At 65.2% G+C, this 26684-nt stretch carries 21 protein-coding genes; 7 read left to right on the forward strand and 14 right to left on the reverse strand.

The genetic code is table 11. The features are described from left to right. Positions 1 to 394: 394 nt before the first annotated feature. From E8F11_RS24715 to dapA, 6 genes are all read right to left on the reverse strand, one after another. Positions 395 to 1618: a hypothetical protein gene (locus E8F11_RS24715; RefSeq protein WP_280291556.1), complete on the reverse strand. Its 1224-nt coding sequence runs from the start codon at positions 1616 to 1618 to the stop codon at positions 395 to 397. A gap of 76 nt (positions 1619 to 1694) precedes the next feature. Then, positions 1695 to 2144, reverse strand: coding sequence for a YcgN family cysteine cluster protein (locus E8F11_RS24720; RefSeq protein ID WP_280291557.1), 450 nt, complete (start codon positions 2142 to 2144; stop codon positions 1695 to 1697). A gap of 79 nt (positions 2145 to 2223) precedes the next feature. After that, the gene (locus E8F11_RS24725; protein ID WP_280291558.1) at positions 2224 to 3153 is read right to left on the reverse strand and encodes a D-2-hydroxyacid dehydrogenase; all 930 of its coding nucleotides are present in this window, start codon (positions 3151 to 3153) and stop codon (positions 2224 to 2226) included. After that, entirely contained in the window at positions 3153 to 3446 is a 294-nt protein-coding gene (locus E8F11_RS24730; protein WP_280291559.1) for a YcgL domain-containing protein, read from the reverse strand. Before E8F11_RS24730 ends, E8F11_RS24725 begins: the two co-directional genes overlap by 1 nt. A gap of 47 nt (positions 3447 to 3493) precedes the next feature. After that, complete coding sequence (gene rnd, locus E8F11_RS24735) at positions 3494 to 4621, reverse strand: ribonuclease D (RefSeq protein ID WP_280291560.1); 1128 nt, start codon at positions 4619 to 4621, stop codon at positions 3494 to 3496. 111 nt (positions 4622 to 4732) lie between these two features. Beyond that, entirely contained in the window at positions 4733 to 5587 is an 855-nt protein-coding gene (dapA, locus tag E8F11_RS24740; RefSeq protein ID WP_280291561.1) for a 4-hydroxy-tetrahydrodipicolinate synthase, read from the reverse strand. Positions 5588 to 5998: 411 nt separating this feature from the next. On the opposite strand from dapA, the gene E8F11_RS24745 reads away from it, so the two are divergent. The 6 genes from E8F11_RS24745 (at position 5999) to E8F11_RS24770 (ending at position 12416) form a co-directional block, all read left to right on the forward strand. Then, entirely contained in the window at positions 5999 to 7060 is a 1062-nt protein-coding gene (locus E8F11_RS24745; RefSeq protein WP_280291562.1) for an SMP-30/gluconolactonase/LRE family protein, read from the forward strand. Between the two features lie 361 nt (positions 7061 to 7421). Further along, entirely contained in the window at positions 7422 to 7898 is a 477-nt protein-coding gene (locus E8F11_RS24750; RefSeq protein WP_280291563.1) for an Lrp/AsnC family transcriptional regulator, read from the forward strand. 205 nt (positions 7899 to 8103) lie between these two features. Then, entirely contained in the window at positions 8104 to 9279 is a 1176-nt protein-coding gene (gene metC / locus E8F11_RS24755; protein WP_280291564.1) for a cystathionine beta-lyase, read from the forward strand. 105 nt (positions 9280 to 9384) lie between these two features. After that, the gene (locus E8F11_RS24760; protein ID WP_280291565.1) at positions 9385 to 10239 is read left to right on the forward strand and encodes a sulfurtransferase; all 855 of its coding nucleotides are present in this window, start codon (positions 9385 to 9387) and stop codon (positions 10237 to 10239) included. 242 nt (positions 10240 to 10481) lie between these two features. Next, on the forward strand, positions 10482 to 10961 hold the full coding sequence (locus tag E8F11_RS24765) for a hypothetical protein (protein WP_280291566.1): 480 nt from the start codon (positions 10482 to 10484) through the stop codon (positions 10959 to 10961). A gap of 186 nt (positions 10962 to 11147) precedes the next feature. Then, on the forward strand, positions 11148 to 12416 hold the full coding sequence (locus E8F11_RS24770) for an outer membrane protein transport protein (protein WP_280291567.1): 1269 nt from the start codon (positions 11148 to 11150) through the stop codon (positions 12414 to 12416). Positions 12417 to 13095: 679 nt separating this feature from the next. Here the strand turns inward: E8F11_RS24770 and E8F11_RS24775 are convergent. The 4 genes from E8F11_RS24775 to E8F11_RS24790 all read right to left on the reverse strand — a co-directional run bounded on the left by E8F11_RS24775 (position 13096) and on the right by E8F11_RS24790 (position 16696). Then, complete coding sequence (locus tag E8F11_RS24775; protein ID WP_280291568.1) at positions 13096 to 14430, reverse strand: porin; 1335 nt, start codon at positions 14428 to 14430, stop codon at positions 13096 to 13098. A gap of 306 nt (positions 14431 to 14736) precedes the next feature. Continuing rightward, on the reverse strand, positions 14737 to 14970 hold the full coding sequence (locus E8F11_RS24780; RefSeq protein WP_280291569.1) for a zf-HC2 domain-containing protein: 234 nt from the start codon (positions 14968 to 14970) through the stop codon (positions 14737 to 14739). After that, positions 14964 to 15575, reverse strand: coding sequence for an RNA polymerase sigma factor (locus E8F11_RS24785; protein ID WP_280291570.1), 612 nt, complete (start codon positions 15573 to 15575; stop codon positions 14964 to 14966). The genes E8F11_RS24780 and E8F11_RS24785 overlap by 7 nt, the downstream gene beginning before the upstream one ends. After that, on the reverse strand, positions 15575 to 16696 hold the full coding sequence (locus tag E8F11_RS24790; protein WP_280291571.1) for a beta-ketoacyl-ACP synthase III: 1122 nt from the start codon (positions 16694 to 16696) through the stop codon (positions 15575 to 15577). Before E8F11_RS24790 ends, E8F11_RS24785 begins: the two co-directional genes overlap by 1 nt. A 425-nt stretch (positions 16697 to 17121) precedes the next feature. Between E8F11_RS24790 and E8F11_RS24795 the strand changes: the two genes are divergently transcribed. Beyond that, positions 17122 to 17553 (forward strand): HIT family protein, encoded by a 432-nt coding sequence (locus E8F11_RS24795; RefSeq protein ID WP_280291572.1) that lies wholly within the window; start codon positions 17122 to 17124, stop codon positions 17551 to 17553. 388 nt (positions 17554 to 17941) lie between these two features. Here E8F11_RS24795 and E8F11_RS24800 read toward each other — a convergent pair whose 3' ends face one another. The 4 genes from E8F11_RS24800 to fadD2 all read right to left on the reverse strand — a co-directional run bounded on the left by E8F11_RS24800 (position 17942) and on the right by fadD2 (position 26547). Beyond that, positions 17942 to 18469 (reverse strand): DUF3087 domain-containing protein, encoded by a 528-nt coding sequence (locus tag E8F11_RS24800; protein WP_280291573.1) that lies wholly within the window; start codon positions 18467 to 18469, stop codon positions 17942 to 17944. A 33-nt stretch (positions 18470 to 18502) separates the two neighbouring features. Next, entirely contained in the window at positions 18503 to 22525 is a 4023-nt protein-coding gene (gene hrpA / locus E8F11_RS24805; protein ID WP_280291574.1) for an ATP-dependent RNA helicase HrpA, read from the reverse strand. Positions 22526 to 22810: 285 nt separating this feature from the next. Further along, positions 22811 to 24517: a long-chain-fatty-acid--CoA ligase FadD1 gene (gene fadD1 / locus E8F11_RS24810; protein ID WP_280291575.1), complete on the reverse strand. Its 1707-nt coding sequence runs from the start codon at positions 24515 to 24517 to the stop codon at positions 22811 to 22813. 341 nt (positions 24518 to 24858) lie between these two features. Continuing rightward, on the reverse strand, positions 24859 to 26547 hold the full coding sequence (gene fadD2, locus E8F11_RS24815; RefSeq protein WP_280291576.1) for a long-chain-fatty-acid--CoA ligase FadD2: 1689 nt from the start codon (positions 26545 to 26547) through the stop codon (positions 24859 to 24861). Positions 26548 to 26684: the final 137 nt, after the last annotated feature.

Below are 26684 nucleotides of genomic sequence, written 5' to 3' on the forward strand. Positions count from 1 at the left end.
CCCCGCACGCCTCTCGCGGCATCCATGCCGCTCGTCCCCCTGCGCAACGCTTCCGCTCGGCCTTCTGACGGGGCGGAGTCGCTGCCCCACCTCTTCTGCACAGGTTCAGGCAATGAGCAGGCATCAGGATTGCCGCGCCTTGTCAGGCGCGAGTCACCCCTCTCCCACTGGGAGAGGGGCCGGGGGTGAGGGAGGTGCCAGGCGGGTACGGAGATCTGAAAGACCCGTACTAGAGGCTTCTATTCGGCGCTGCAACAGCTAACGCAGACATAGCCAATTCATTCGCCAAGCAGACCGCAGGTCTGCCCTGCGATGCTTCCATGGGGGCTGCTGCGCAGCCCTAAGCGAATGAATTCGCCCCCACAGGAGAAGCGGCAGGCCGGCGCGCTTGGGCTCAACGCAGCAGCTTGGTATCCAGCACGTCCGACGCGCCGCCCATGATGTTCTCGCTGATCTCGACGAAGTCCTTGGTGCTGGCCTTGTTCAGGCGCATCAGACCGCGGGTTACGTCGTCCATGGAGCGCTTGCCGTCGGTGCGCAGGCGGATTTCCTTGTCCAGGTCCTGCAGCAGCAGCACGGCACGGGCGGTGACTGCACCGCTGGCGCGTTCGCCGCGCAGGCTTTCGACCTTGCCGCTCCACTGGCGCAGCTGCTTGCGGATCGCCTCGTAGCGGTCGTCGCCCATGCCGCCGGCGCGGCGCATCAGTTCGATGGCGTAGTACTCGGCGATGCCTTCGCTGATCCAGTCACTGCGATCGGTGTCCTTGATCCGGCTGAGCACATGGACCAGCTCATGCACCAGGGAGCTGGTGCCGTTCTCGCTCACCAGTGGTCGCGCCGAATGCATGAAGAAGGAATTGGGTGCGGACAGCCCGCCGCGCCACATGGGGTCCTTGGCGCCGACTATCAGCAGCTTGCCCGGCTCCCGCGGGAAGACTTCCTGGGCATGGGGCCAGACGAAGGTCAGCAGGGTGAGGATGTCCATGCGGCGCATATCTTCGCCCACGGGCGCACTGACGGTGACGTCGGTGCTGCCCAGAGTGGCGCGGCGGCTGCCGAGCTTGCCGGCCAGGACCCAGCCGGTGGGACGGTCGAACAGGCGCTCGGGATTGTCGATGCGGAAACGGTTCTTGCCGACCCGCGGCCAGCCGGTTTCCACCGTTTGCCAGCCCTTGGGCAGGTCGAACCCCAGGCGCGAGACCAGTTCGGTGCCATCCACCAGGTCGAGGCGCGCGCTCGGTACCAGGTCATCGCCGCGCAGCAGCGCCCAGTCCGGAGTCATGCGCGCATCGAAACGGCCGTCACCGCGCGGATGGCTGACCCGCACCTTGTAGCTCAGGCTGGCCTTGCCGCTGCCGGGCGTCCAGGTGCCGTGGGCCGGGTCGTCCTGGGTCCAGCTGCCGCTGGCCTTGAAGTCGCTGTAGTAGCCCTTGTTGCCCAGGTCGAAGCGCAAGCTGCGCACCGCCTCGCCCTTCTCCAGGATCAGGCTGACTTCCGCCTGGTCGCTCTCGGGCAGGAAACGCACCTGATAGTCGAGATCGACCCGCTTGGCCGCCCACAGCGGGGCGCTCAGGGTCAGCAGGAGGGAGGACAGCAGAAGCTGGGAACGGGCGGACATCGAGGATGGCTTCCTTGGTGGGTATGACGGTCAGTCCCTGAGACTCGAAAGACGGCGGTTTGATCCCTGCCTTGGCTCAGCCCGCGCGAAAAATCAGATAGTCCTCCCAATCGTCCTCGGCCACGCTGTTTTCACTGAGCATGCGCCCGGACTGGGAGATACCGGCCTTGTGCACCGCTTCGGGGTCATTGCAGACCAGGTGGTGCCAGGGCGGCAGGTCCTTGCCCTCGGCCACCAGGCGATAGCCGCAGGTGGGCGGCAGCCAGGCGAACTCGTCGGCCTGGGCCGGGGTGAGCTGGATGCAGTCCGCGACGAACTGGCGGCGGTTGGCGTAGTCGGTGCAACGGCAGGTGTTGAGGTCCAGCAGCTTGCAGGCGATGCGCGTGTAGTAGACGCTGCCGTCGTCCTCGTCTTCGAGTTTCTGCAGGCAGCAGAGGCCGCAGCCGTCGCAGAGGGACTCCCACTCCTCCTGATCGAGCTGTGCGAGGGTCTTGCGCTTCCAGAAGGGTTCGACTTTGGCGGCCATGGCGTACGGGGGAAAATTTCGGGGCGACTAGTCTAGTCGCGTCAAAGGTGTCGGCCAAGCATAGCTGACGCGCGGCGACTCAATAGCCGCGCTGGAAGTCCACCCAGCCACGCAACGGCTCGCCCGAGCGGTGTCTATTCAGGTTGTCGACGAAGAGTGCGGCCATGGCGCTGGGCAGCGTCGGCGCCGAACTGTGGCCGGTGATCTGCAGGTTGGGCGCGCTCCAGAACGGGTGCCAGGCGGGCAACGGTTCTTCGCGGCAGACATCGATCACCGCGCAGGCCAGCTGGCCGGCCTCGAGCGCCGCCACCAGGTCATGGTCCACCACCGCCACGCCGCGGCCGGCATTGATGAACAGCGCCGTGCTGCGCATCCGCGCGAAGAACGCGGCGTCGTAGAGATCGCGGGTGGCCGGGGTATCCGGCAGCAGGTTGACCACGCAGTCGGCCCAGCCGGCCTGCTCGGCCAGCGCATCCATGCCGAAGACCCGCTCGAATGGCTCCAGGGGCCGCGGCTCGCGGGCGATGCCATGGAGCTCGACGCCGAAGGGTTCGAGAAAGCCGGCAACGCTCTGGCCAATGTCGCCGCTGCCGACGATCAGCACCCGCTTGCCTTCCAGACTGCGCGGCAAGCGATTGTCCCAGCGCCGCTCGGCCTGCGCGGCGACTCGCGTGAGGAACTGCCGCTGGTGGGCCAGGAGGTAGGTGAGCACGTACTCGGCCATCACCTGGCCGAAGATGCCCACGGCGCGGGTCAGCTGGTAGTCATGGGGCAGGTCGCTGGCCAGCAGCGGGGTGATGCCGGCCCAGGTGGACTGCATCCATTCGGGCTTGCAGCCCTTGCGCAGGAGCTGCGCCAGCAGGTGGGGCTCGCCGAACCAGATCGGGCACTCCCGGGCGGCGTCCAGCAGGCGCCCCACCTCGCTGCCACCATGGAGCTGCAGGCCGGGCTCGGCGCGCAGCAGGTCGGCGTAGAGGGCGAACTCTTCTTCGGCGATCAGGATCTTCATCAGAGGGGGTCGTTCATCCGCAGCAGTTCTTCCGGCAGGTGCTCGATGTACTCGTCCTGGGCCGGCGGCATCTGCAGGTGATAGCCCTGTTTCTCGATGTTCTCCAGCACCTTGCCGATGTCCTCGCGGGCCAGCTGGCGCTCAGGGGTGAGCACCAGGTCGAAGGTGTGCTGCGGCGCGCCGAAAGCGCTCAGCAGGGCCTCGGGCACGCGGCTCAGGGCCTCGCGCTTGTCGACGTAGAGGTACATCTCGTTCTTGCGCGGGCTTTTGTAGATGGAGCAGATACGTTTCATGGTCAGGCTCGTGGGGCATGCCGTGCCGGCCGGCACGGCGGGGTGGTTCATTGGCCGTCGGCGGCCAGGGTATCCAGCAGGGCCTGGCCCATCAGCTCGCGGCGCCAGCCGCGCAAGCCCTCGGGCAGGCTGTAGGGGCCGTTGGGGAAGCCGCTTTTCAGCAAGGCCTCCAGGTGCTTCTTGCGCAACATCAGCTCGGGAGCCATCCCCAGGCGCTCGGCCTCGGCGTGGCCGACGGCACGGAGCTTCTTCAGCAGCGGCGCGGCGTCCGGCGGCAGCGGCTCAGGCAGTGTTTCGGGCCATTGATCCGGCGGCGTCTCGGCGGCCTCGCGAATCAATTTAAGCAGGGTATTGCCGTCCTGGCGCACGGTGCGCGGATGCATGTCGTCGATTCGCGCCAGGGCCACCAGGTTGTCCGGCTGGAAGCGCGCCAGGGGCCAGAGGCTGTGTTCGCGCAGGATGCGGTTGCGCGGCTGGTCACGCAGGCGTGCCTCGAGCTCGCGCCAGGCGCAGAGCTCGCGCAGCACGGCGAGCTGGGCACGGGACAGCTTCCAGGCCAGCTTGGCTTCGCGGTAGAGCTCCTCGGGCGCGATTTCACGGCGCAGGTTGGCCACCAGCTCGGCGCCGTCCTCCAACACCCAAGAGCGCTTGGGCTCGGTGAGGCGCGGTGCCAGCGCGGCATAGAGCTCGGCCAGGTGCTGCGCATCCTCGGCGGCGTAGCGAACCTGCATTTCGGTCAGCGGGCGCTGCAGCCAATCGGAGCGGGTCTCGTCCTTGGGCAGGTCGATGTCCAGCACGGCGTGGACCAGACGCGAATAGCCCATGGAATAGCCAATGCCCAGGTAGCCGGCGGCCAGCTGGGTGTCCAGCAGCGGCTGCGGCAGCGTGCCGGTCAGGCGCAGGAAGACCTCCAGGTCTTCGCTGCAGGCGTGGAGCACCTTGAGCACGGCGTCGTCTTCCAGCAGTGCGGCGAAGGCGGACCAGTCCTTGATCAACAGCGGGTCGATGAGGAAGGCGCGCTCGCCGTCACCGACCTGGACCAGGCCGGCCTTGGGATAGAAGGTGTCGACCCGCATGAACTCGGTGTCCAGGGCCACGAAGGGCAAACGCCGCCAGTCGGCACAATGTTTGGCCAGCTCGGCGTCGTCGCGAATCCAGATAATGTCGATGGCCACAGGGCTCTCCTTGAATCAGTGGCGCGCAGTATATATCGCGCAGCACCCTCGCTACGCGCCTTGCATCGATCCCGCCCCGTGGCGGCCAGGGCGCACGGGGCAGGCCGACGCCTAGGCGAGCGTCTCGCGCAAGCGTTGCACCAGGGCCGCCGAGCTGCGCTGCATGGGAGGGCGCAACTCATCCCGGATCAGGCCCTGCAATGCCAGCAGGCTCTTCACCGGCGCCGGATTGGGCTCGACGAACATCAGCTGGATCAGCGGCAGCAGTCCCTGGAAGATACTCCGCGCGGCGTCGAGCTCACCGGCGGCGACGCAATCGACCAGGCGCACGAACTCCTGTGGACGGATATGCGCAGAGGCGGCGATCGCCCCACGGCCGCCCATGCACAGAGTGGTGAAGATCTGCGCGTCCTCGCCGGTCAGCACATCCAGTTCGCCATCGGCGATCAGCGCCTGGGTGGTGTCGGGGTTGCCACCGCAGTCCTTGATCGCCACCACATTCGGGTGTTTGGCCAGCGTCCGCAGGGTGGCGAGCTCCAGCTTCACGCCGGTGCGGTAGGGAATGTCGTAGAGGATCACGGGCACCGTGGCGGCATCGGCGATGGCGCCGAACCAGCTCAGCAGGCCCTCCTGGGACGGGCGGATGTAATAAGGCGCCGGCACCAGCAGGCCGGCGATCGGGCGGCGCTGCACCTCGCGCTGAAAAGCCAGTACCTCGGCCAGGTTGTTGCCCGCCAGCCCCATCACCAGGCGATCACCGGGAACTTCGTCGAGCAATGCGTCCAGCACCGCCAATTGCTCATCCTTGGACAGCGCCGCGGCCTCGCCCGTGGTGCCACAGGCCACCAGCCCGGCCACGCCGGCGTCCAGCAGGTGCCGGGCCAGCCGGCGCAGGGCGGGAATGTCGACGGCACCGTCGTTGAAGGGGGTCACCAGGGCAACCCAGATTCCAGAAAACACAGGCATTGCAGATCTCCTTTGGCTGACCGTCAGAGTCGCCGTCGGAGGGATGCAAGGAGGGAGCGCTCAAGGGAGGGATCGACCTTCGCGCCTGGTGTCCTGTCAGCCCATCTGACGGGACAGCGCGCCCCGGTCAAATGAGCGACTGTTTCTTCGATTTGCCCGCGGCAACGCCAAACGCCAGCGCCTGGGCCGGGAGGTCCAGTGCGAAAGCGGCTGAGGGGGCGATGGCAGGCATTGAAAGCTCGGTTGAAAGCGACGAACCCGGATACTGCGAAAGCCGGCGGGCCGCTGTCAACTGCGGCCTGCCTGCTGGTGCAATATTCAGTCCTGGCGCCCGTGGCGGGTGGCTGCTAAAAAGCCCGCGCTCACCAGAACAAGGCCTCGGCCGGAACCACATTTCAGGGACACAAGAAGATGAAGAAGCTACTGGGCCTGCTCGCCCTTTTGATCGCCGCCCTGGCGATCTACCTCGCCGTTACCCCCTCCCCTATCGACCCGCAAGCCTGGGACGCACCAAAGGCGCCGACCATGACCGGCGTGCTGGAGCCCAACGACACCCTGATGAAGGCCGAGCTGATCGCCCTCGGCCAGGTGCATGGCCCCGAGGACACTGCCGTCGACGCCCAGGGCCGCCTCCTTGCCGGCCTGCATGACGGGCGCATCGTGCGCGTCAGTGCCGATGGCCAGCTGGAAACCTTCGCCGACACCGGCGGCCGCCCGCTGGGCATGGACTTCGACGCCGCCGGCAACCTGATCGTGGGCGACGCCTACAAGGGCCTGCTGCGCATCGACCCGCAGGGACAGATCACGGTGCTCGCGACTGAAGCCGAAGGCCTGCCCTTCCGCTTCACCGACGACCTGGATATCGCCCGTGACGGCCGCATCTACTTCACCGACGCCTCCAGCAAGTTCGAGCAGCCGGACTACTTGCTCGACCTGCTGGAAGCGCGCCCCCATGGCCGCCTGATGCGTTTCGACCCGGCCACCGGCAAGACCGAGGTACTGCTCAAGGATCTCTACTTCGCCAATGGTGTGGCCCTGTCTGCCAACGAGGACTTCGTGCTGGTCAACGAGACCTACCGCTACCGCATCACCCGCTACTGGCTGACGGGCGACAAGGCCGGCAGCCACGACATCTTCGTCGACAACCTGCCGGGCCTGCCGGACAACCTGCAGGGCGACCGCCAGGGCAGCTTCTGGGTCGCCCTGCCCTCCCCGCGCAAGGCCGATGCCGACTTCCTGCACACCCAGCCCTGGCTCAAGGCGCAGATCGCCAAGCTGCCACGCATGTTCTGGCCCAAGCCGGTGCCCTATGGCCTGGTGCTGCAGATTGACGAAAAAGGCGAAATCGTCCGTAGCCTGCACGACACCAGTGGCACCCACCTGCGCATGGTCACCTCGGCCAAGCCAGTGGGCGACTACCTCTACCTGGGCAGCCTGGACAATGATCGAATCGGCAAGCTGAAGATTCGTTGAGGGCAGAAACCCGGGCTCGGCCTACGGGGGCCGCTCCGCGGCCCTTTCGCGAATGAATTCGCTCCTACAACGGATGCGTAAGATTCCGCGAGCGAAGCGATACCCATCGGCAGACCTGCGGCCTGCTTGGCGAATGTATTCGCCCCTACAAGAGCCGTCACCTCGCGCGGCTCCTGGCCCATCAGCTCGCCGAGCCGGTCGACGCTGTACTGGCTGGCATCGACGGGTGCACTGACATGCACCGCCACCTTCTGCCCGCGCGACTTCAAGCGCGGGGGACCTTATGATGCCGACTGTCATCGTTTCGACACAGGTGGCCCGCCAGGCACCTGACCAAACGCACCCGGCACGGACCCAGCCCATGGACAAGAAAGACCTGCAGATCATCGCCCTCCTGCAGCAGGACGCTTCCATCTCCCTTGCGGAGCTCGCCGAGGCAGTGAACCTCTCGCCCACGCCATGCTGGCGGCGCCTGCAGAAGCTGCGCGAGGACGGGGTGATCACCAAGCAGGTGGCGCTCTGCGACGCCGAGCGGCTCAAGCTCGGGGTCACGGTCTTCGTCACCATTCGCACCAGCCGCCATAGCGACGACTGGACCCGGCAGTTCATCGAAGGCACCCGCGACATCCCCGAGATCGTCGAGATCTACCGCATGACCGGCGACGTCGACTACCTGCTGAAAATCGTGGTGCCCGATATCAAGGGCTACGACGCCGTATACAAGCGCCTGATCCGCGTCGCCGACCTGTCCGACGTCAGCTCCGGCTTCGCCATGGAAGTGATCAAGCACACCACGGCCCTCCCTCTGGATCACCTGGCGCAGCCGGGCGACCCATGATTTGCTCGCCGAAGCGACTACAAGAAAAATATTTCCAATAAATCCAGTGCAAGTAGATTTAATTTCTAGTTATAGCGGCATCCAGGCCCATCAAAGCAAAGAAATTCCCCGCTCCGATCGGTAATCTCTTCCCCATTCCAGAGGCTTTCCTGCCCGGCAGGCCCTGCGCCCATCCCGCTCTATTCGGCTCCAGAGGAACACCCAGGTGGACGACCGCAAACTGCATCTAGAAACGCTGCTGGCCCATGAGGGCCGTGAACGCGGCCTGGTCGGTGGCACCGTGAATACCCCGGTTTACCGCGCCTCGACCCTCCTCTTCCCCACCGTGGAAGCCCTGCACGCCCAGCACGGCAGCCTCAACACCTACGGCCGCCACGGCAATCCCACCACCCGTTCCCTGGAGCGCGCCCTGGCGGAACTGGAAGGTGCCCATGGCGCCATGCTCACGCCCAGCGGCCTGAGCGCCCTGACCACCGCCCTGTTGGCCACGCTCAAGCCCGGTGACCACCTGCTGGTGACCGACTCGGTCTACGATCCGACCCGCGCCTTCTGCGACGAAACCCTCAAGCGTTTCGGCATCGAGACCACCTACTACGACCCACTGATCGGCGGCGGCATCGCCGAACTGATGCGCCCGAACACCCGCGTGGTGTTCCTCGAGTCCCCCGGCTCCCTGACCTTCGAAATCCAGGATGTGCCCAGCATCGCCGAAGTCGCCCACGCCCACGGCGCGCTGGTGATGCTCGACAACACCTGGGGCACTCCGGTGCACTTCGCCTCCTTCAAGCATGGCGTGGACATCTCGATCCACGCCGCCACCAAGTACATAGTCGGTCACTCCGACGTACTGATGGGCGTGATCATGACCACCGAGGCGCTCTTCCCGCAGGTGCGCGGCTTCTATAAACAGCTGGGCCTCAGCGTCAGCGCCGACGATGCCTACCTGGCCCTGCGCGGCTTGCGCACCCTGTCCACCCGCCTGGAGCGTCACCAGCGCAATGCGGAAAAGATCGCCCACTGGCTGGCCGAGCAGCCGGAAGTGGAACGCATCCTCTACCCCGCCCTGCCCGGCGCGCCTGGCCACGAACTGTGGAAACGCGACTTCACCGGCGCCTGCGGCCTGTTCGGCGTGGAGTTCAAGGCGATGCCCGAGGAGGCGGTCCACGCCATGCTCGACCACATGCAACTGTTCGGCATGGGCTTCAGCTGGGGCGGCTTCGAGAGCCTGATCCTGCTCACCAATCCCAGCGCCCACCGCAGCGCCACCACCTGGAAGGCAGAGGGGCCGCTGGTGCGCCTGCACATCGGCCTGGAGCATCCGGACGACCTGATCGCCGACCTCGAGGCCGGCTTCCTGCGCCTGCGCGGCACCTGCAGATGACCCACCGGCGGCGCGGCTTCCGCGCCGCCGCCGATAGCGCGCGACAGTCCGTGCGGGCCTCCTTATGATGCTTGGCACAACAACGGTCACGACAAGGAACCCGCCATGTCGCTCGCGCAACTCATCAGCCCTGCCCAACTCAGCGCCCGCCAGGATGAACCGGGCCTGATCATCCTCGACTGCCGCTTCTCCCTCGACGACCCGGCCTACGGCCAGCGCAGCTATGCCGAGAGCCACATTCCCAAGGCGCGTTTCGCCGATCTGGAACACGACCTCTCCGGCTCCGTGACCAAGGGCGTGACCGGCCGCCATCCGCTGCCTGACCCGGCGGCACTTGCCGCACGCCTGCGCGACTGGGGCATCGACGCCGACAGCAGCATCGTCCTCTACGACGACGGCCCCGGCGCCTTCGCCGCCCGAGCCTGGTGGCTGCTGGCCTGGCTGGGCAAGCGCGATGGCGTGTGCCTGCTCGATGGCGGCCTCAAGGCCTGGCGCGACGCCGGGCTGCCGCTGACCGCCGTCGCGCCCGCGGTGAAACCCGGCCACTTCGACGGCCAGCCCGACTCCAGCCTCCTGGTGGACGCCGACGCCCTGCAGCAGCGCCTGGGCGATGCCGGCCTGACTTTGCTCGACGCCCGCGCCCTGCTGCGCTTCAAGGGTGAGGTGGAACCCATAGACCCGGTGGCCGGCCACATCCCCGGTGCCCAGTGCGCCGCTTTCACCGACAACCTCGGCGCCGATGGCCGCTTCCTTCCGGCCGATCAGCTGAAACAGCGCTTCGCCGCCATGCTCGGCGATCGTCCGGCGGACGAACTGGTGGCCTACTGCGGCTCCGGCGTCACCGCCTGCCACAACCTCTTCGCCCTGAGCCTCGCGGGCTACCCGCTGGCCCGGCTCTACGCCGGTTCCTGGAGTGAGTGGATCACCAACCCCACCCGGCCCCAGGCCACGGGCGAATAAAGCCGAAAAGTTGCGCCGGAAGGGTCTAAAACGCCCTTCCGCGCAGGCCGCCCTCTAATCACATGCAGCTATATAGACAATAACCAGAAGCCTGAAACAGTTTAAAAACAGGCCTTTACAGCATAAATATCGCACTAGACTTCAAATCGAGCGGCTAACTCCGCTCCCGGCGGGGCCCTTCCCTAGAACGATGAGAAGCTGCCAAACGCCCCGGCCCCGCCGGCATCATTCGCGAGGGCCAAATGGGCATTGCCGCCAGTGATCTCCGCCAGCATGTGATACGGCCGACGCTGCTCTACCTGCAGCGCCCCTCCTCCACCGCCGAAAGCCTGTTGCTGGGCGCCGCAGCCTGCCAGTCCGCCCTCGGCACGGCACTGGACTGCGGGCGGGGCCGCGGCCTCTATCGCATCAGCGACGAGCGCCACCAGCAGCTCTGGGACCAGCACCTGGCCCATGACCCGGAACTCGCCAGCCAGGTGCGCGGGCTGGCCAGCCAGCATGCCTTCCTCGCCGCGCCGCACCTCGAACTGATCGTCAACCTGCGCTATGCCACGGCCATTGCCTGGATGCTGGTGGAATCGAGCATCCTGGTCATGCCGGCGGCGGACGACCTGATCGGCATGGCCATGATCTGGCGCCAGGTGTTCCGCCCCGATGGCAGCCCGCGGGAATTCATCGAGGCTTGGCACCGCCACGTGGCTGACCTCAGCCAGGTCGCCTGATCACTACCCACTGACCGACCAGTCAGGAAACCCAACACCAAGGCACTCTGCACGATCACGACAAATGCCATCATTTTGTCTTTTGTTCGACAATCTTACACGGAATTTTGCCGGCGTTCCGAAGCTGGAAAGACCTGCGCAATCCTGATAGCGTGCCGCCCTTTGCACGCCCCTCAGGAATTCACCGTGATAAGCAGAGTATTCAAGACCGCCATCGCCGTGGCCGTCAGCGCCGCCTCCAGCTACAGCCTGGCAGCCGGCTTCGCCATCAACGAACAGAGCGTCAGCAGCATGGGCACCGCCTTCGCCGGCCGCTCATCCTCGGCCGATGACGCCACCACGGTATTCGGCAACCCTGCAGGCATGGCACGCATCAAGCGCGAGCAGATCAGCGCCGGCGCCGCGCTGATCTTCGCCAAGACCGACATCGATGACGCCCGCGGTACCTTTGGCGGCAGCAACGACGGTGACATGGTCCCCACCGTGGGCGTGCCCATGGGCTATTACGTCAAGCCGCTCGATGATAAATGGGCCTTCGGCCTGGGCGTCTACGTGCCGTTCGGCCTGATCACCGACTATGAAAGCGGCTTCGCCGGCCGCTACTTCGGCGACCGCAGCGAAGTGCGCGTGATCACCCTGCAACCCACGGTCAGCTACCGCATCAACGACCAGTTGTCCGTCGGCTTCGGCCCGACCATCAACCGTATCGACGGCGAACTGACCTCCGCCATACTCAACCCGCTCTCCCCGGGCAGAAATGACGGCAAGGTGAAGGTCAAGGGTGACGATACCGCCCTCGGTTTCAACGCCGGCGTGCTCTTCGAACTGGACCCACGCACCCGATTCGGCCTGACCTACCATTCCAAGGTGGACTACACCCTCAAGGGCGATACCACCGTTTCGGGCAGCGGATTCGTGCTGGGCAGCTCGGCCGGCAAGTACGACGCCTCGCTTGACCTGGAAACCCCGGAGTCCGTCGACTTCTCCGTGACCCACGACCTGAACGACGCCTGGACCCTCTACGCCGGCAGCACCTGGACCCGCTGGAGCCGCCTGGAAGAAATCAAGGTGGAGAACAAGGGCGTTGGCGGCCTGCTAAAGCCGGCCCTGAGCACCATCACCGAAGAGCAGGACTGGCGCGACACCTGGTCGTACGCCGTCGGCGCCGCCTACAAACTGAACCGGCAGTGGACCCTGCGCGCCGGCCTGGCCTACGACCAGTCCCCGGCCCGCAACGAGTTCCGCTCGCCGCGCATCCCCACCGACGACCGCAAGATCCTCAGCCTGGGCGCTGCCTGGAGCCCGAACGACGACATGACCATCGACGTCGCCTACTCCTACCTGAAGGAGGATGACGCCAAGATCGACCAGTCCAGCCCCAGCAAGGGCTCCTACCAGGCCACCTACAAGAACAGCGCCCACGGACTGGGAGCGCAGGTTACCTACCGGTTCTGAGTCACGGGAAGCACAAAAGCCAGTCAGAAACAGACTGGCTTTTTTTATGGTTCTTCGCGGCTTTCCCCGCTAATCCGTGAAGTACCAAAACGGTACTTCGCGGATTCGGGGGAGATGAAAGACACGTCAGATTGGCAATCTGGTGTGAGGGGCTTGAGGTTCTATTACTCAGCCCATTGCTGAGTGGGCTTCGGGTCTCTGTTTCGCCCTCCCGGGCGAGTCCCTTTGGCAGTCGCCCCAAAGGAACCAAAGGGCTTGCCCCTGCATCCGGCCCGGCTGCGCCGGGTCCCCTTGCTCCATCGTCGCTCCGGGGGCCCGGCGCGAAGGGCCATCCATGGCCCTACGCGCCTCTCGCGGCATCCATGCCGCTCGTCCCCCTACGCAACGATTCCGCTCGGCCTCCTGACGGGGCAGAGTCGCTGCCCCACCATTTGTGCTCGGCTTCAGTTCTACATGGGCTTCAGGAAGGCTTTGGACTCGCCGGCTAAGTCACCCCTCGCCCGCCTGCGGGAGAGGGGCCGGGGGAGAGGGAAGCATCCGACAGCCCGGAGCAACACTAGGACATACACAATGTTGCCAATCCAGGGTGAACATCACCTCCCCTGAATTCCGCGATGAACCATAAAAAAACCCCGCCAGAAGGCGGGGCCAAGTTAAAGGAGCGGAATCTTTCGACTGCTTAGAACACGTACTGAGCGCGAACCACGAAGCCGTCGCCATCGTCGTCGCCAACGGCGTTGGTGGCGTTGTCCACCTTGGTCATGACGTAGTAGCCGCCGATCTTGACCGCTTCGTTGGCGTACCAGTTCACGCCGACGTTGTGCACCTTGGCTTCGACGTCGTCGATGTTGGCGAAGGCGCCGTTGTCGTCTTCAGCGCTGATGTTGTCGTAGCGGTAGAACACTTCCCAGGCACCCAGGCCCTTGTTGGCCGGCTTGATCTTGTCGAACTTGCCCAGTTTGTAGTCGCGGGCTTCGCCGGTCAGGGTGTAGGCCAGTTGTACGTAGTAGCCATCGGCTTCGATGTCATCGCGGTTGGCAGCCTTGGCTTCCACTTCGCGCTTCAGGTATTCGCTCTGGATGGAGAAGGGACCCGCGGCGAAGGCAGCTTCCAGGCCCCAGGTGCTGTCGTTGTCGAACGCGCCGACCGGGGTGTTGTTGGCGCCGGCCAGGACCAGGCGGTTGCCGTTGTTGCCGGCATCCTGGCCACCGTCGGTGCTCACGCCACGCATGCCCAGACGGCTGCGGATACGGCCGTCGAAGGCAGTGTCTTGCAGGTCACGGGCGGCGTAGTTGACGCCGAGGTGCAGGACGTTGCCGGCCTCGTGCATCGGGGCGAACACGCCGCGCAGGTTGTACTGCTTGACGCTATCGCCGTCTTCGTCCTGGTTGGTGGCGTCGTTGGCCATGATGCCGGCCGAACCGTACAGCGAGGCGCCATAGTTGCCGGAAACCTGCACGCCCATGCCGCCGTTGTGGGAGTTGACGTAGTCGGCCAGGTCATAGGCAGCGGTACGCTCCTGGGCGGTAACCCACTTGGAGCTGGTAGCTTTCTCCAGACCGAAATCGGGGTCGAAACGGCCCACCTTGATGGCGATGGGCGCGAAGCCGAGGTAGGAGACGGACGCTTCGTCGAAGTAGCCGTCGCCGTTGGCGTCGCCGTTACTGCCGCCACGGTTGTCGCCGCCGGCGTTGTGGGAGAAGTCGTAGTTGACCTGGTAGGCCCAGTCGGTGAAGGCGATACCACCGATCTCCAGGAAGGCGCGGCGGAAGTAGCCGGCGTCTGCGGTGTCGCCATTCACGGTGTAGAAACCGTCGAAGCGGCTGTAGTCAGCCTGCAAGCGGCCACCCAGCTTGAAGCTGAAGGCCTTGTCGGTGGTGCCAACTTCAAGGCCGCCTTTGGTCTTGACGACGATATCGGCGCCGTCAGTGGTAACGGTACCGGCGAAAGCCTGGGCGGAAATGGCCAGGGCCATGGCGCTGGCGGCAAAACCGGCGAAGTGCTTACGGATCATCGAAGAATTCCCCTATTGGTCTTTAGCGTTAGAAAACACTCGAGCGGTGGGCTCGTCGGTGCTGGTGGGGAATCTTGGCGACGGGTTATTTCAGCCCGGTTGCTTCTATATAAATATTTTGTGACAACGGAACTTTTTTACTTCGAATTATTATAAGCAACGAACCGCTCTAGCACGGGCATTTGCGCCATTTTTTACGTCTCGACGGGGGTGCGCGGAAGTGAAAAAGGCAGGTTGCGCGTTTCGGGAATCGCGACTACCAAGAGGGCGGGATGGGCGCGTTGCCAGCCGGGCAACACGCCTGGCTCAGAGGAATTCCCGGCGTTTCTGCGCCAGATGCGCGGCCAGGTCGTCGACCTCGGCGGCCTGCGTTTCCGGCATATGCCGCAGTACCGCCTGGGTCAGCTTCATCTGCTTGATGAAGCGCCGGCAGTTGCGGCAGAGCATCAGGTGGCGGCGCACGGCCATGCGCTCACGGAAGCTCAGCTCGCCATCGAGGATGGCGCTGGAACGGGCAACCAGCTCCTTGCAGCTCAGCATTGGCCTGTCTCCTCGAAGTGTTCCAGCGTGGCGAATACCTTCAAGCGCCCGCGATGCAGCAGCACCCGGACATTGGAGAGCGAAACCTCGAGTAAATTACAGATCTCCTCCAGCTCCAGGCCCTGGCGCTCGCGCAGCAGCAGCACGCTGCGCTGCAGGTCCGAGAGGCTCAGCAGGGTCTTCTCCAGGCACTGACGCAGTTCCTCCTCGGTGAGCAGAGCCTCGGGCGAGTCCTCGTGCCAGGCGAAGGGCGCCGTGGCCCAGTGACCGTCCTCGGCGAAGCGGCTGTCGCCCACCGAGCCATGAGGAGCCGGCAGATCATCGAGCAGCACTTCGCGGCGGTTCTGCTTGAGGCGGCTGCGAGCGGTGTTGGCGACTATGGTCAGCAGCCAGGTCTTGAGGCTGGAACGCTGCTGGAAACCTTCCAGGTTGCGCACCACGGCCAGCCAGGCGTCCTGCACCACTTCGTCGGCATGGCGATTGCCGACTATGGCGTAGGCCACGGCGCGCATGGCGCCCTGATACGCCTGGATCATCTCCCGATAGGCGCCTTGCTCCCCGGCCAGCAGCCGGGGCAGCAGGTCAGCATCGGCCGGCTGGCTCATCAGCGCTTGCGCAGGATCACACTGCCGATGGAGTAACCGGCGCCGAAGGAGCTGAGCACGCCCAGGGAGCCGCTGGGCAGGTCGTCCTGGTGCTTGTGGAAGGCGATCACCGAGCCGGCGGAGCTGGTGTTGGCGTAGGTGTCGAGGATCACCGGCGCCTCCTGCGGCTCGGCATCGCGACCCAACAGCTTGCGGGCGATCAGCAGGTTCATGTTGAGGTTGGCCTGGTGCAGCCAGAAGCGCTTCACGTCACCGACGACCAGCTTGTTCTCTTCGAGGTGTGCGGCGATCAGTTCGGCGACCATCGGGCAGACGTCCTTGAACACCTTGCGGCCTTCCTGCACGAACAGCTTGTCGCGGGCGCCCACGCCCTCTTCCGCAGCGCGGTTGAGGAAGCCGAAGTTGTTGCGGATGTTGTTGGAGAACTGGGTCAGGAGCTTGGTGCCGACCACCTCGAACTGGTGCCTGGAGGTGGCCTGGTCGGCACGTTCGATGATCACCGCGGTGGCGGCGTCACCGAAGATGAAGTGGCTGTCGCGGTCGCGGAAATTCAGGTGACCGGTGCAGATTTCCGGGTTGACCATCAGGATCGCGCGGGCCTGGCCGGTCTGCACCGCGTTGGTCGCGGCCTGGATGCCGAAGGTGGCCGAGGAGCAGGCGACGTTCATGTCGTAGCCGAAGCCGTCGATGCCGAGGGCGGCCTGCACTTCGATGGCCACCGCCGGGTAGGCGCGCTGCAGGTTGGAGCAGGCGACGATCACACCATCGATATCGGCCGGGGTCTTGCCGGCACGCTCCAGGGCTTGCTTCGCGGCGGCCACGGCCATCTCGCAGAGGATGCCCCACTCGTCATTGGAGCGTTCCGGAATGCGCGGTGTCATGCGCTTGGGATCGAGGATGCCATCCTTGTCCACCACGAAGCGGCTCTTGATGCCGGAGGCTTTCTCGATGAAGGCCACGCTGGATTCGGCCAGGGCTTCGATTTCGCCACGCTCGATGGCGGCGGCGTTCTCCGCGTTGAAGGCCTGCACGTAGGCATTGAAGGAGGCCACCAACTCTTCGTTGGAAATGCTGTTAGGCGGGGTGTACAGGCCGGTGCCACTGATCACGACGTTGTGCACGGTCGATCCTCTCGTTACTGGGCTGCCCAGGGAGCAGCCGGTTAAGCATTCAGCCGTCGGCTTCATGGGGCTGACGGCGAGAAGGGGTTGCCCGCCACGGGGGCGAGACAAGCGATTCATCCTGGCATCTGTTCCTGTCACGCCTTCCAGCCTGGGAAGGAGCACGGAGATCGCCGCAGGTCGATGCGAAGGTTAACTCCAGAAATGGCCCGTGGCGACGGGGACTTTGGCCAGAATTACGCCTAAATCGAGTGGATAAATAGTCAAAGTTGGACTACCCATCCACTTTCCTCCCCTCACCCCGGCTCGCGCACCCAAGGCGCACCACGACACCGATTCCGTGCATTTCGGCCTGTCCGGGCTTCAATCCGCTGTCGACGGACGGTATGGTGCGCGGCTACTACCCGCCAATCGGAGAATGCTCGATGAGCCTGCATGGCACCTATGATCCGCAGAACGTCTTCGCCCAGATCATTCGCGGCGAGGCCCCCTGCTACAAACTCTACGAAGACGACGATGTGCTCGCCTTCCTCGATATCTTCCCGCAGTCCCTGGGCCACACCCTGGTGATTCCCAAGCGCTCCGACGCGCGCAATATCCTGGAAGTCGATACCGAGGCCCTGGCCAAGGTGATGGCCGTGACGCAACGACTGACCCGCGTGCTGGTGAAGGAACTCGAACCGGCCGGGGTGCAGGTGGCGCAGTTCAACGGCGCGCCGGCGGGGCAGACGGTGTTCCACATCCACATGCACATCGTTCCGCGCTTCGAGGGCGAATCGCTGGCCATCCACGCCAGCCAGAAGGCCGATCCGCAGGAGCTGGAAACCCTGCAGGCGCGCCTGCTCAAGCACCTCTGAACGCGCTCGACCGCGAACGTTGGGCTTCGCTTGGCTCAGCCGCGACCTACAGGCAGGTTCGCGTTTCTGTGGGGGCGAACTCATTCGCGAAATGGCCGCAGCGCGGTCCCGTAGGTTGGCGCTGAGGAACGAAGCCCAACACAGCGGTTCGACCGCGAACGTTGGGCTTCGCTTGGCTCAGCCGCAACCTACAGGCAGGTTCGCGTTTCTGTGGGGGCGAATTCATTCGCGAAAGGACCGCAACGCGGTCCCGTAGGTTGGCGCTGAGGAACGAAGCCCAACACGGCGGGCTCGACCGCGAGCGTTGGGCTTCGCTTGGCTCAGCCACAACCTACAGGCAGGCTCGCATTTCTGTGGGAGCGAATTCATTCGCGAATGACGAGCTGCGTTACTTGCCGTAGCCCTTCAACGCCTCCAGCCAGGCGGGGTCCAGGCAGTTCTGCTCCACATCCAGCCCTTGCGCCTCCATCGCCTCGCGGTGCTGGTCGATCTCGCGCGCCATCTGGCTGAGATCGGAAAGATTGCCGTCCAGCTGGTGCATCTGGGTCAGGCCCAGGTGATAGAAGCGCAATAGCTTCATCGCCGCCGGATCACCCGAGGCGACGCCCTCCTTGATCCGGTGCATGGCATTGCCAATGCGCATCAGGCTGCGTTTGAGCTGCCAGCCGTAGACGGCCGGGGCCATCCAGGGCCGCGGCCAGAGCTGGACGCGCACCAGGGCGACGGTGAGGGCGAGGCCCGCCAGCACGCCCAGCAGGTTCCAGCGAAAGTTGTCGCCACCCGGGGTACCGAACAGCTGCACGCAGAAGGTGGAAAGCAACAAGGCCAGGGCGATGAACAGGCCGGCGATCACCAGGGTGATACGCCGCGTCTGCTGCCGATAGAGCTCGGGGCTCATGGGGCGGATTTCGAACATCGGACGGGATTCCTCCAGGATCGGTAGGAGGCCTCAGGCCTCCACCTCTTTCCATTGCTTGGCCATGCGTTTGTCGGAGACCGCCATGCGGGTGCCCAGTTGCTGGGCGAACAGGGACACGCGGTACTCCTCCAGCATCCAGCGATAGAGCACCAGGCTGGGGTCGCGCTTGCCCTCCTGGGCGTGCTTGGCCAGGCGCGCCTGGTACTGCTCCCAATAGCCGGCCAGCTCGCCGGACCAGACGCGGTCGCGCTGCAGCTGCGCGGCGATCTTGTCGAAGCGCTGCTCGATGGCCTTGAGGTAGCGCGGCAGCTCCTTCAGCCATTCAGCCGGAGTTTCGCGGACGAACCCCGGATAGACCAGGTTGCCCAGCTGCGCCTTGATGTCGTTGAGCGCCACCGCCTGGGCCAGGTCGATGCGGCCCTTGAAGCGCTTCTGCAGGCCGTGCCAGAGTTTGAGGATGTCCAGGGTCAACCTGGCCAGGCGCTCGGCATGCTCGGCCCAGGCGCCGCGCTTCTTCTCGGCCAGGGAGGCCAGGGCGGCGCCGTCGCGGGGCAGGCTGGCTTCGCCATCGAGGATGCAGCTGTCCAGGCTGGCCAGGAGGATGTCCTCCACCAGGGCATCAACCCGTCCGAGGTCGCGATAGAGCAGGCCCAGCTCGGTGAGCCCCGGCAGCTTGCCGCGGAGGAACTTGGCGGTGTCCGCCAGCTGTTGCAGCAGCAGACGCTGCAAGGCGCGGCGGTGCTGCCACTCGGCCTCGGCCTGGGTCGGGAAGCGGCCTTCCTTGACGGTACCGCCCTCCTCTACCAGCGCCGGGTAGACGGTCATCGAGAGGCCGGCGACCTTCTGCTGCGTCTTCTCCGCTACCTGGGCGAAGCCCGAGGCTTGCACCGGTTTCTGTTCCTTCTGCTCCTGGGGGATGGCCAGGGCGGCCTGGCTGGCTTCGGCGAAACGCGCGGTGATCTCGGCCAGGTCGCGGCCTTCGCCGAGGAACTTGCCGCGGGCGTCCACCACTTCCAGGTTCATCTTCAGGTGGCTTTCCAGCTGAGCGGCGGCCTCGCTCCAGGCCTCTTCCGGCACGCGGGCGCCGGTCATGCGCGTGAGCTCGCGGCCCAGCGCCTCGGACAGCGAGCCCTGGCCGAAGACCAGCTTGTCCAGCGCCGCCTTGACGAAGTCCGGCACCGGCACGAAGTTCTTGCGGATCGCCTTGGGCAGGTTGCGCACCAAGGCCACGCACTTGGTTTCCAGCAGGCCGGGCACCAGCCACTCCAGGCGTTCGGCCGGCAGTTGCGGCAGCAGCGGCGCCGGCACCCGCAGGGTCACGCCGTCGCGGACGTGTCCAGGCTCGAAGTGGTAGGAAAGCGGCAATTCCAGCTCGCCCAGGCGCAGCTTGTCCGGGTACTGCGCAGCGGTGACTTCGCTGGCTTCACGGGCCAACACGTCTTCCTCGCGCATGATGAGCAGGTCGGGGTTCTGCGCCCGTTCGCGCTCGTACCACTTCTCGAAGCTGGCGGTCTGGTAGATGTCCGCCGGCAAGCGCGCGGCGTAGTAGGCGAAAAGGGTTTCCTCGTCGGCGAGGATGTCGCGACGACGGGCCTTGGCTTCCAGTTCGTCGAGCCTTTCCAGCAGCTGCCGGTTGGCGGCCAGGCATTTCGCCCTGCTGTGGATCTCGCCCCGCACCAGGCCTTCGCGGATGAACAGCTCGCGGGAGACTTCCGGGTCGATCGGGCCGTAGTGGACGGCGCGGCGGCCGACGATGATCAAGCCGTAAAGGGTGACCTGCTCGAAGGCCACCACCTGGCCACGGCGTTTCTCCCAGTGGGGTTCCAGGTGGTTTTTCTTCACCAGGTGGGCGGCCAGCGGCTCCAGCCAGTCCGGCTCGATCTTCGCCACCATGCGCGCGAACAGCTTGGTGGTTTCCACCAGCTCGGCGGCCATGATCCATTGCGGACGCTTCCTGGCGATGGCGGTGCCGGGGTGGATCCAGAAACGCCGCTGGCGTGCGCCGAGGTAGTCGCCCTCCTCGGTCTTCTGGCCGATCTGGCTGAGCAGGCCGCAGAGGATCGCCTTGTGCACCTTGGCGTAGTCGATGCTGCGCTCCCCGGGCTCCCCGGATTCTGCACTCTTGTAGGAGCCAGCTTGCTGGCGAACACTGGCGTCCTTCGGGACCTTGCGAGGTTCGCCAGCAAGCTGGCTCCTACCCTTGTCCGCGCCCGGGAAGAGCTTCAGTTCGCGGCAGATCAGCACCAGTTGGCGGTGGGCATCGCGCCATTCGCGCAGGCGCAGGTAGTTGAGGAAGTTCTTCCGGCACCAGCTGCGCAGCGGGTTGGACCCCAGCGCCTGGCGCTGTTCCTCGAAGCCGCGCCAGAGGTTGATCAGCGCGGCGAAGTCGGAGTCCACGTCCTTCCACTGGGCATGGGCCTGATCGGCGGCCTGCTGGCGCTCGATGGGCCGCTCGCGCGGATCCTGCACCGAGAGCGCGGCGGCGATCACCAGCACCTCGTCGAGGCTGCCCTGGTGGACGCCTTCCAGCACCATCCGGCCCAGGCGCGGGTCGATGGGCAGGCGCGCCAGCTGGCGGCCGATCGGGGTGAGCTGACCCTCGCGGTTCACCGCCGAGAGTTCCTGCAGCAGGGTGAAGCCGTCCTTGATCGCCTTGCCGTCCGGCGGCTCGATGAAGGGGAAGGCCTCGATGTCGCCCAGGCGCAGGTGGAGCATCTGCAGGATCACCGCCGCCAGGTTGGTGCGCAGGATCTCCGGGTCGGTGAAGTCCGGCCGGGAAAGGAAATCCTCCTCGCTGTAGAGGCGCACGCAGATGCCCGGCTCGACCCGGCCGCAACGGCCTTTGCGCTGGTTGGCGCTGGCCTGGGACACGGCCTCCACCGGCAGGCGCTGGACCTTGGCGCGGTAGCTGTAGCGGCTGATGCGCGCGGTGCCGCTGTCGATCACGTAGCGGATGCCTGGCACCGTCAGCGAGGTTTCTGCGACGTTGGTGGCCAGCACTATCTTGCGGCCCGCCATGGGCTGGAAGATCTTCTGCTGCTCGGCCGGTGTCAGCCGTGCATAGAGCGGCAGCACTTCGGTGTGCCGCAAGTTGGCCTTGCGCAGCACCTCGGCGCAGTCGCGGATCTCGCGCTCCCCGGGGAGGAATACCAGCACGTCCCCAGGGCGCTTGCCCACTTCGCGCTCATGGGCCGCAATCTCGTCCAGGGAGCGGAGGATGCCCTGGTCCACGGACAGGTCGTCGAACAGCGCCTCGCCGTCCTCATCCACCTCGGCAGCCAGCGGGCGATACCAGGTGTCCACCGGGTAGGTGCGGCCTGAGACCTCGATGATGGGTGCTTCGCTGAAATGCTTCGAGAAGCGCTCCAGGTCGATGGTGGCGGAGGTAATGATCAGCTTGAGGTCGGGCCGGCGCGGCAGCAATGTCTTGAGGTAGCCGAGGAGGAAGTCGATGTTCAGGCTGCGCTCGTGGGCCTCGTCGACGATGATGGTGTCGTAGCGCTCGAGGAAACGGTCGTGCTGGGTTTCGGCCAGCAGGATGCCGTCGGTCATCAGCTTGATCAGGCTGCGCTCGTTGGACTGGTCCTCGAAGCGAACCTGGTAGCCCACCAACTCGCCCAGGGGGCTGCCGATCTCCTCAGCCACGCGGGTCGCGACGCTGCGTGCCGCCAATCGGCGCGGCTGGGTATGGCCGATCAGGCCGTGAGCGCCGCGGCCGATCTCCAGGCAGATCTTCGGCAGCTGGGTGGTCTTGCCCGATCCGGTCTCACCGGCGATCACCAGTACCTGGTGCTTCTCTAGCGCGGCCTTGATCTCGTCGCGCTTGGCGGCGATGGGCAGGGCATCGTCGTAACGCATCACCGGCACGCTGGCGCGGCGCGCCTCGGCCCTCGCCACCGAAGCCTGGAAGCGCTCGGCCCACTGTGTCAGCTTCGCCTCGTCCGGGTTCTTGCGCAGCTCGTGGAGCTGCCGGCGCAGGCGATGGCGATCGGCGCCCATGGCCTGGTCAAGACGTTTCAAGAGTTGTTCGGGGCTGGGGGCTTGCTCGCTCATCGGGTCCGTTCGGTCAGGCAGGTCTGTTCGACAAGGGCGGGATTGTCGCAGATTTCCCCTGCCGAGGGCGGCGACCTATAGGGGCGAATTCATTCGCCCCTGCACAGCAATTGGGGCCACGGACTTGTGGGAGCGATTTCAATCGCGATGCAAGCCGCAGGCTTGCCCTACCTCACCGCATCGAAAGTGCTGCATCATCCTTTTCGCGAATGAATTCGCTCCCACAATTTCCCCCCGAAACGACAAGGCCCCGCGTTTGCGGGGCCTTGCGTGGCGGGAGCGGGATCAGGCCTTGACCTGCTCCTTCTTCGCGTTGAGCTTCTTCAGCTCTTCGTCACGCAGTTCGCGGCGCAGGATCTTGCCGACGTTGGTGGTCGGCAGGCTGTCGCGGAACTCGATGGCGCGGGGCACCTTGTAGCCGGTGACGTTGCTGCGCATGTGCTCCATCACCTGCTCCTTGGTCAGGCTGACGCCGGGCTTGGCCACCACGAACATCTTGATCGCCTCGCCGGATTTCTCGTCCGGCACGCCGATGGCGGCGCACTGCAGCACGCCTGGCAGGGTCACCAGTACGTCTTCCAGCTCGTTCGGGTACACGTTGAAGCCGGACACCAGGATCATGTCTTTCTTGCGATCGACGATGCGCATGAAGCCGTCGTCCTGGATCACCGCGATGTCGCCGGTCTTCAGCCAGCCGTCGGCGTCGAGGATTTCGTCGGTAGCCTCCTGGCGTTGCCAGTAGCCCTTCATGACCTGGGGACCCTTGACGCAGAGTTCGCCCGGGGCGCCCCGCCCGACATCATTGCCGGCGTCGTCCACCACCTTGCACTGGGTGGACGGAACCGGGATACCGATGGTGCCGATCTGGTTGTTCTCGAAGGTGTTCACCGACACCACCGGGCTGGTCTCGGTCATGCCGTAGCCTTCGCAGATGGCGCAGCCGGTGACCTCTTCCCAGCGCTCGGCCGCGGCCTGTTGCAAGGCCATGCCGCCGGAGAAGGTGGCCTTCAGCGAGGAGAAGTCCAGGTTGCGGAAATCCTGGTTGTTGCACAGCGCCACGAACAGGGTGTTCAGGCCGACGAAGCCGGTGAACTTCCACTGCGCCAGCTCCTTGGTCATGGCCGGCAGATCGCGCGGGTTGCTGATCAGGATGTTGTGGCCGCCGATCAGCATCATCGCCATGCAATGGAAGGTAAAAGCGTAGATGTGATAGAGCGGCAGCGGGGCGATGAGGATCTCGCTGCCCTCACTCATGTTGGCCCCCATCAGCGCCTTGACCTGGAGCATGTTGGCCACCAGGTTGCGGTGGGTCAGCATCGCGCCCTTGGCCACGCCCGTGGTGCCGCCGGTGTACTGCAACACGGCGATGTCGCCGCTCGACGGGCTGGCTTCGGCTACGGCGCGGCCACGACCCTTGGCCAGGGCGTCGTTGAGCTTGACCGCCTGGGGCAGCTTGAAGGGCGGCACCATCTTCTTCACATGCTTGATCACGGCATTGACCAGGATGCGCTTGAAGGCCGGCAGCAGGTCGCCCACTTCAGTGACTATGACGTGCTTGACACCGGTCTTCGGCAGCACGTCCTCGGCCAGGTGGGCCATGTTGGCCAGGCAGACCAGCGCCTTGGCGCCGGCGTCGTTGAATTGGTGCTCCATCTCCCGCGCGGTGTACAGCGGGTTGGTGTTGACCACCACCATGCCGGCGCGGATGGCGCCGAACACGACCACCGGGTATTGCAGGATGTTCGGCAACTGCACGGCGATGCGGTCGCCGGGCTTGAGGTCGGTGTGGTTCTGCAGGTAGGCGGCGAAGGCACCGGACAGTTCATAGAGCTCACCGTAGGTGAGGGTCTTGCCCAGGTTGCTGAATGCAGGCTTGTCGGCAAAGCGTTGGCAGGACTGCTTCAGTACCGCCTGGACATTGGGGTACTGATCGGCATTGATCTCGGCAGGTACGCCCGCTGGATACTTGTCCTTCCAGAAGTTTTCGGTCATGGAAGCCCACTCCTAAGCAACAGCTGATTTTCACTGTCCTCGAGGACAGTTATTTGTTGTGTTCTGTGCGATTGTGCGCCCGTCCGGGCAAAAAAACGCGCCGAGAGTAGCAGCTTTGCCAAAGGGCCACCAGCACCAAACCTGCCCTAGCCAGTCACAAAAATGACTAGACCCCGACAATCAGGTCATTTTTGGAGTTCCAGCTCTAATCCACCGGCAATCCGCGGAATACGGGGCTTTCACGGGTACTGAGGGAAGCGTGACGCGGATTGGGCACGGGGCTCGAGGAAGCGGAACGGATGAAGCGGGGCAGGACGGATCGCCCGCCCCGCCCTTTCGTATCAGGCGAAGTCGCGCAGCTCGCGACGGAGGATCTTGCCCACCGGGGTCATCGGCAGGGCGTCCTTCAGCACGATGTGCTTGGGCACCTTGTAGCCGGTGAAGTTTTCCTTGCAGTAGGCCTTCAGCTCCTCGACGCTGACGCCACCCTCGCGGGCCACCACGAAGAGCTTCACCGCTTCGCCGGACTTGTCGTCGGGCACGCCGATGGCCGCGCAGCTGGCCACCTTGGGATGCGCCATGACCACGTCCTCGATCTCGTTCGGGTAGACGTTGAAGCCGGACACTATGATCAGGTCCTTCTTGCGGTCGACGATGCGCACATAGCCATCCGGGTCGATCACCGCGATATCGCCGGTCTTCAGCCAGCCGTCGGCATCCAGCACCTCGGCGGTCGCCTCGGGGCGCTGCCAGTAACCCTTCATCACCTGCGGACCCTTGATGCAGAGCTCGCCACGCTCGCCCAGCGGCAGTTCGTTGCCGTTGTCGTCGATGGTCTTGAAGGCGGTGCCCGGCACCGGGATGCCCACGCTGCCCAGGCGCGCCTGGCTGCCGTAGGGGTTGGTGCTGGCCACGGGCGAAGTCTCGGTCAGGCCATAGCCTTCCACCACCGAGCAGCCGGTCATGGATTGCCAGCGCTCGGCCGTGGCCTTGACCAGGGCAGTGCCGCCGGAATTGGTGACCTTGAGGTTGGAGAAGTCGAGGCTCTTGAACTCGGGGTGGTCCATCAGCGCGACGAACAGGGTGTTAAGCCCCAGCAGCGCGGAGAAGCGCCACTTCTTCAGCTCCTTGATGAAGCCGCCGATATCCCGCGGGTTGGTGATGAGGATGTTGTGGTTGCCGTTGACCATCATGCACATGCAGTTCGCGGTGAAGGCATAGATGTGGTACAGCGGCAGCGGCGCGATCATGATCTCCTGGCCCTGCTTCATCAGCGGCGCGCCGTCCGGCCCCTGCTGCGACAGGCAGGCATCCACCTGCTGCATGTTGGCCACCAGGTTGCCGTGGGTCAGCATGGCGCCCTTGGCCACCCCGGTGGTGCCGCCGGTGTACTGCAGCACGGCGATGTCGTCCAGGCCCACCCGGACCGGCTTCAGCGCATGGCCCTGGCCCTGCTTCAGCGCCTCCTTGAAGGGCACCGCCTGGGGCAGGTGGAAGTCGGGGACCATCTTCTTCACCTTCTTCACCAGGGTGTTCACCAGCCAGCCCTTGAGGCTCGGCAGCATGTCGCCCATGCGCGCCTCGATCAGGTACTCGATCTCGGTGTCGGGCAGCACCTCTTCGACCAGCTTGCCGAACAGGTTGATGTAGACCAGCGCACGTACCCCGGCGTCCTTGAACTGGTGACGCATCTCGCGGGGGGTGTAGAGGGGGTTGGTGTTGACCACGATCAGCCCGGCACGCAGGGCGCCGAACACGGCGATGGGGTATTGCAGGACATTGGGCATCTGCACGGCGATGCGGTCGCCGGGTTTGAGGTCGGTGTTTTTCTGCAGGTAGGCGGCGAAGGCGGCGGACTGGCGGTCCAGCTCGGCATAGGTCAGGGTCACGCCCAGGTTGCTGAAGGCCGGGCGGTCGGCGAATTTCTTGCAGGACCGCTCGAACACCTCGATCACCGACTTGTAGGCGGCCAGATCGATATGGTTGGGCACGCCGGCCGGGCGTTTGTCGCTCCAGAAATCAGGTTGCATTTGTTCTTGTCCTCTTAGCCCTGAAAATGTCTGGCCCGCGCTGCGGGGCTGCCCGGAACTTAGCAGCTCCCTGGCAGGGCGCAAATACTCCAGCGGGCGTCATTGACCGCGTGAATCTTGCCGCTCAAGTGTTGCAC

Origin of the sequence: Pseudomonas sp. BN417, from assembly GCF_029871205.1 — a bacterium.
Classification (GTDB): domain Bacteria; phylum Pseudomonadota; class Gammaproteobacteria; order Pseudomonadales; family Pseudomonadaceae; genus Metapseudomonas.

Excerpts from the sequence above, each read along its gene's own strand:
- E8F11_RS24715 (WP_280291556.1), bottom strand. The coding sequence starts at position 1,618 with ATGTCCGCCCGTTCCCAGCTTCTGCTGTCCTCCCTCCTGCTGACCCTG.
- E8F11_RS24720 (WP_280291557.1), bottom strand. The coding sequence starts at position 2,144 with ATGGCCGCCAAAGTCGAACCCTTCTGGAAGCGCAAGACCCTCGCACAG.
- E8F11_RS24725 (WP_280291558.1), bottom strand. The coding sequence starts at position 3,153 with ATGAAGATCCTGATCGCCGAAGAAGAGTTCGCCCTCTACGCCGACCTG.
- E8F11_RS24730 (WP_280291559.1), bottom strand. The coding sequence starts at position 3,446 with ATGAAACGTATCTGCTCCATCTACAAAAGCCCGCGCAAGAACGAGATG.
- dapA (WP_280291561.1), bottom strand. The coding sequence starts at position 5,587 with ATGCCTGTGTTTTCTGGAATCTGGGTTGCCCTGGTGACCCCCTTCAAC.
- E8F11_RS24745 (WP_280291562.1), top strand. The coding sequence starts at position 5,999 with ATGAAGAAGCTACTGGGCCTGCTCGCCCTTTTGATCGCCGCCCTGGCG.
- E8F11_RS24750 (WP_280291563.1), top strand. The coding sequence starts at position 7,422 with ATGGACAAGAAAGACCTGCAGATCATCGCCCTCCTGCAGCAGGACGCT.
- E8F11_RS24760 (WP_280291565.1), top strand. The coding sequence starts at position 9,385 with ATGTCGCTCGCGCAACTCATCAGCCCTGCCCAACTCAGCGCCCGCCAG.
- E8F11_RS24765 (WP_280291566.1), top strand. The coding sequence starts at position 10,482 with ATGGGCATTGCCGCCAGTGATCTCCGCCAGCATGTGATACGGCCGACG.
- E8F11_RS24775 (WP_280291568.1), bottom strand. The coding sequence starts at position 14,430 with ATGATCCGTAAGCACTTCGCCGGTTTTGCCGCCAGCGCCATGGCCCTG.
- E8F11_RS24780 (WP_280291569.1), bottom strand. The coding sequence starts at position 14,970 with ATGCTGAGCTGCAAGGAGCTGGTTGCCCGTTCCAGCGCCATCCTCGAT.
- E8F11_RS24785 (WP_280291570.1), bottom strand. The coding sequence starts at position 15,575 with ATGAGCCAGCCGGCCGATGCTGACCTGCTGCCCCGGCTGCTGGCCGGG.
- E8F11_RS24795 (WP_280291572.1), top strand. The coding sequence starts at position 17,122 with ATGAGCCTGCATGGCACCTATGATCCGCAGAACGTCTTCGCCCAGATC.
- E8F11_RS24800 (WP_280291573.1), bottom strand. The coding sequence starts at position 18,469 with ATGTTCGAAATCCGCCCCATGAGCCCCGAGCTCTATCGGCAGCAGACG.
- hrpA (WP_280291574.1), bottom strand. The coding sequence starts at position 22,525 with ATGAGCGAGCAAGCCCCCAGCCCCGAACAACTCTTGAAACGTCTTGAC.
- fadD1 (WP_280291575.1), bottom strand. The coding sequence starts at position 24,517 with ATGACCGAAAACTTCTGGAAGGACAAGTATCCAGCGGGCGTACCTGCC.
- fadD2 (WP_280291576.1), bottom strand. The coding sequence starts at position 26,547 with ATGCAACCTGATTTCTGGAGCGACAAACGCCCGGCCGGCGTGCCCAAC.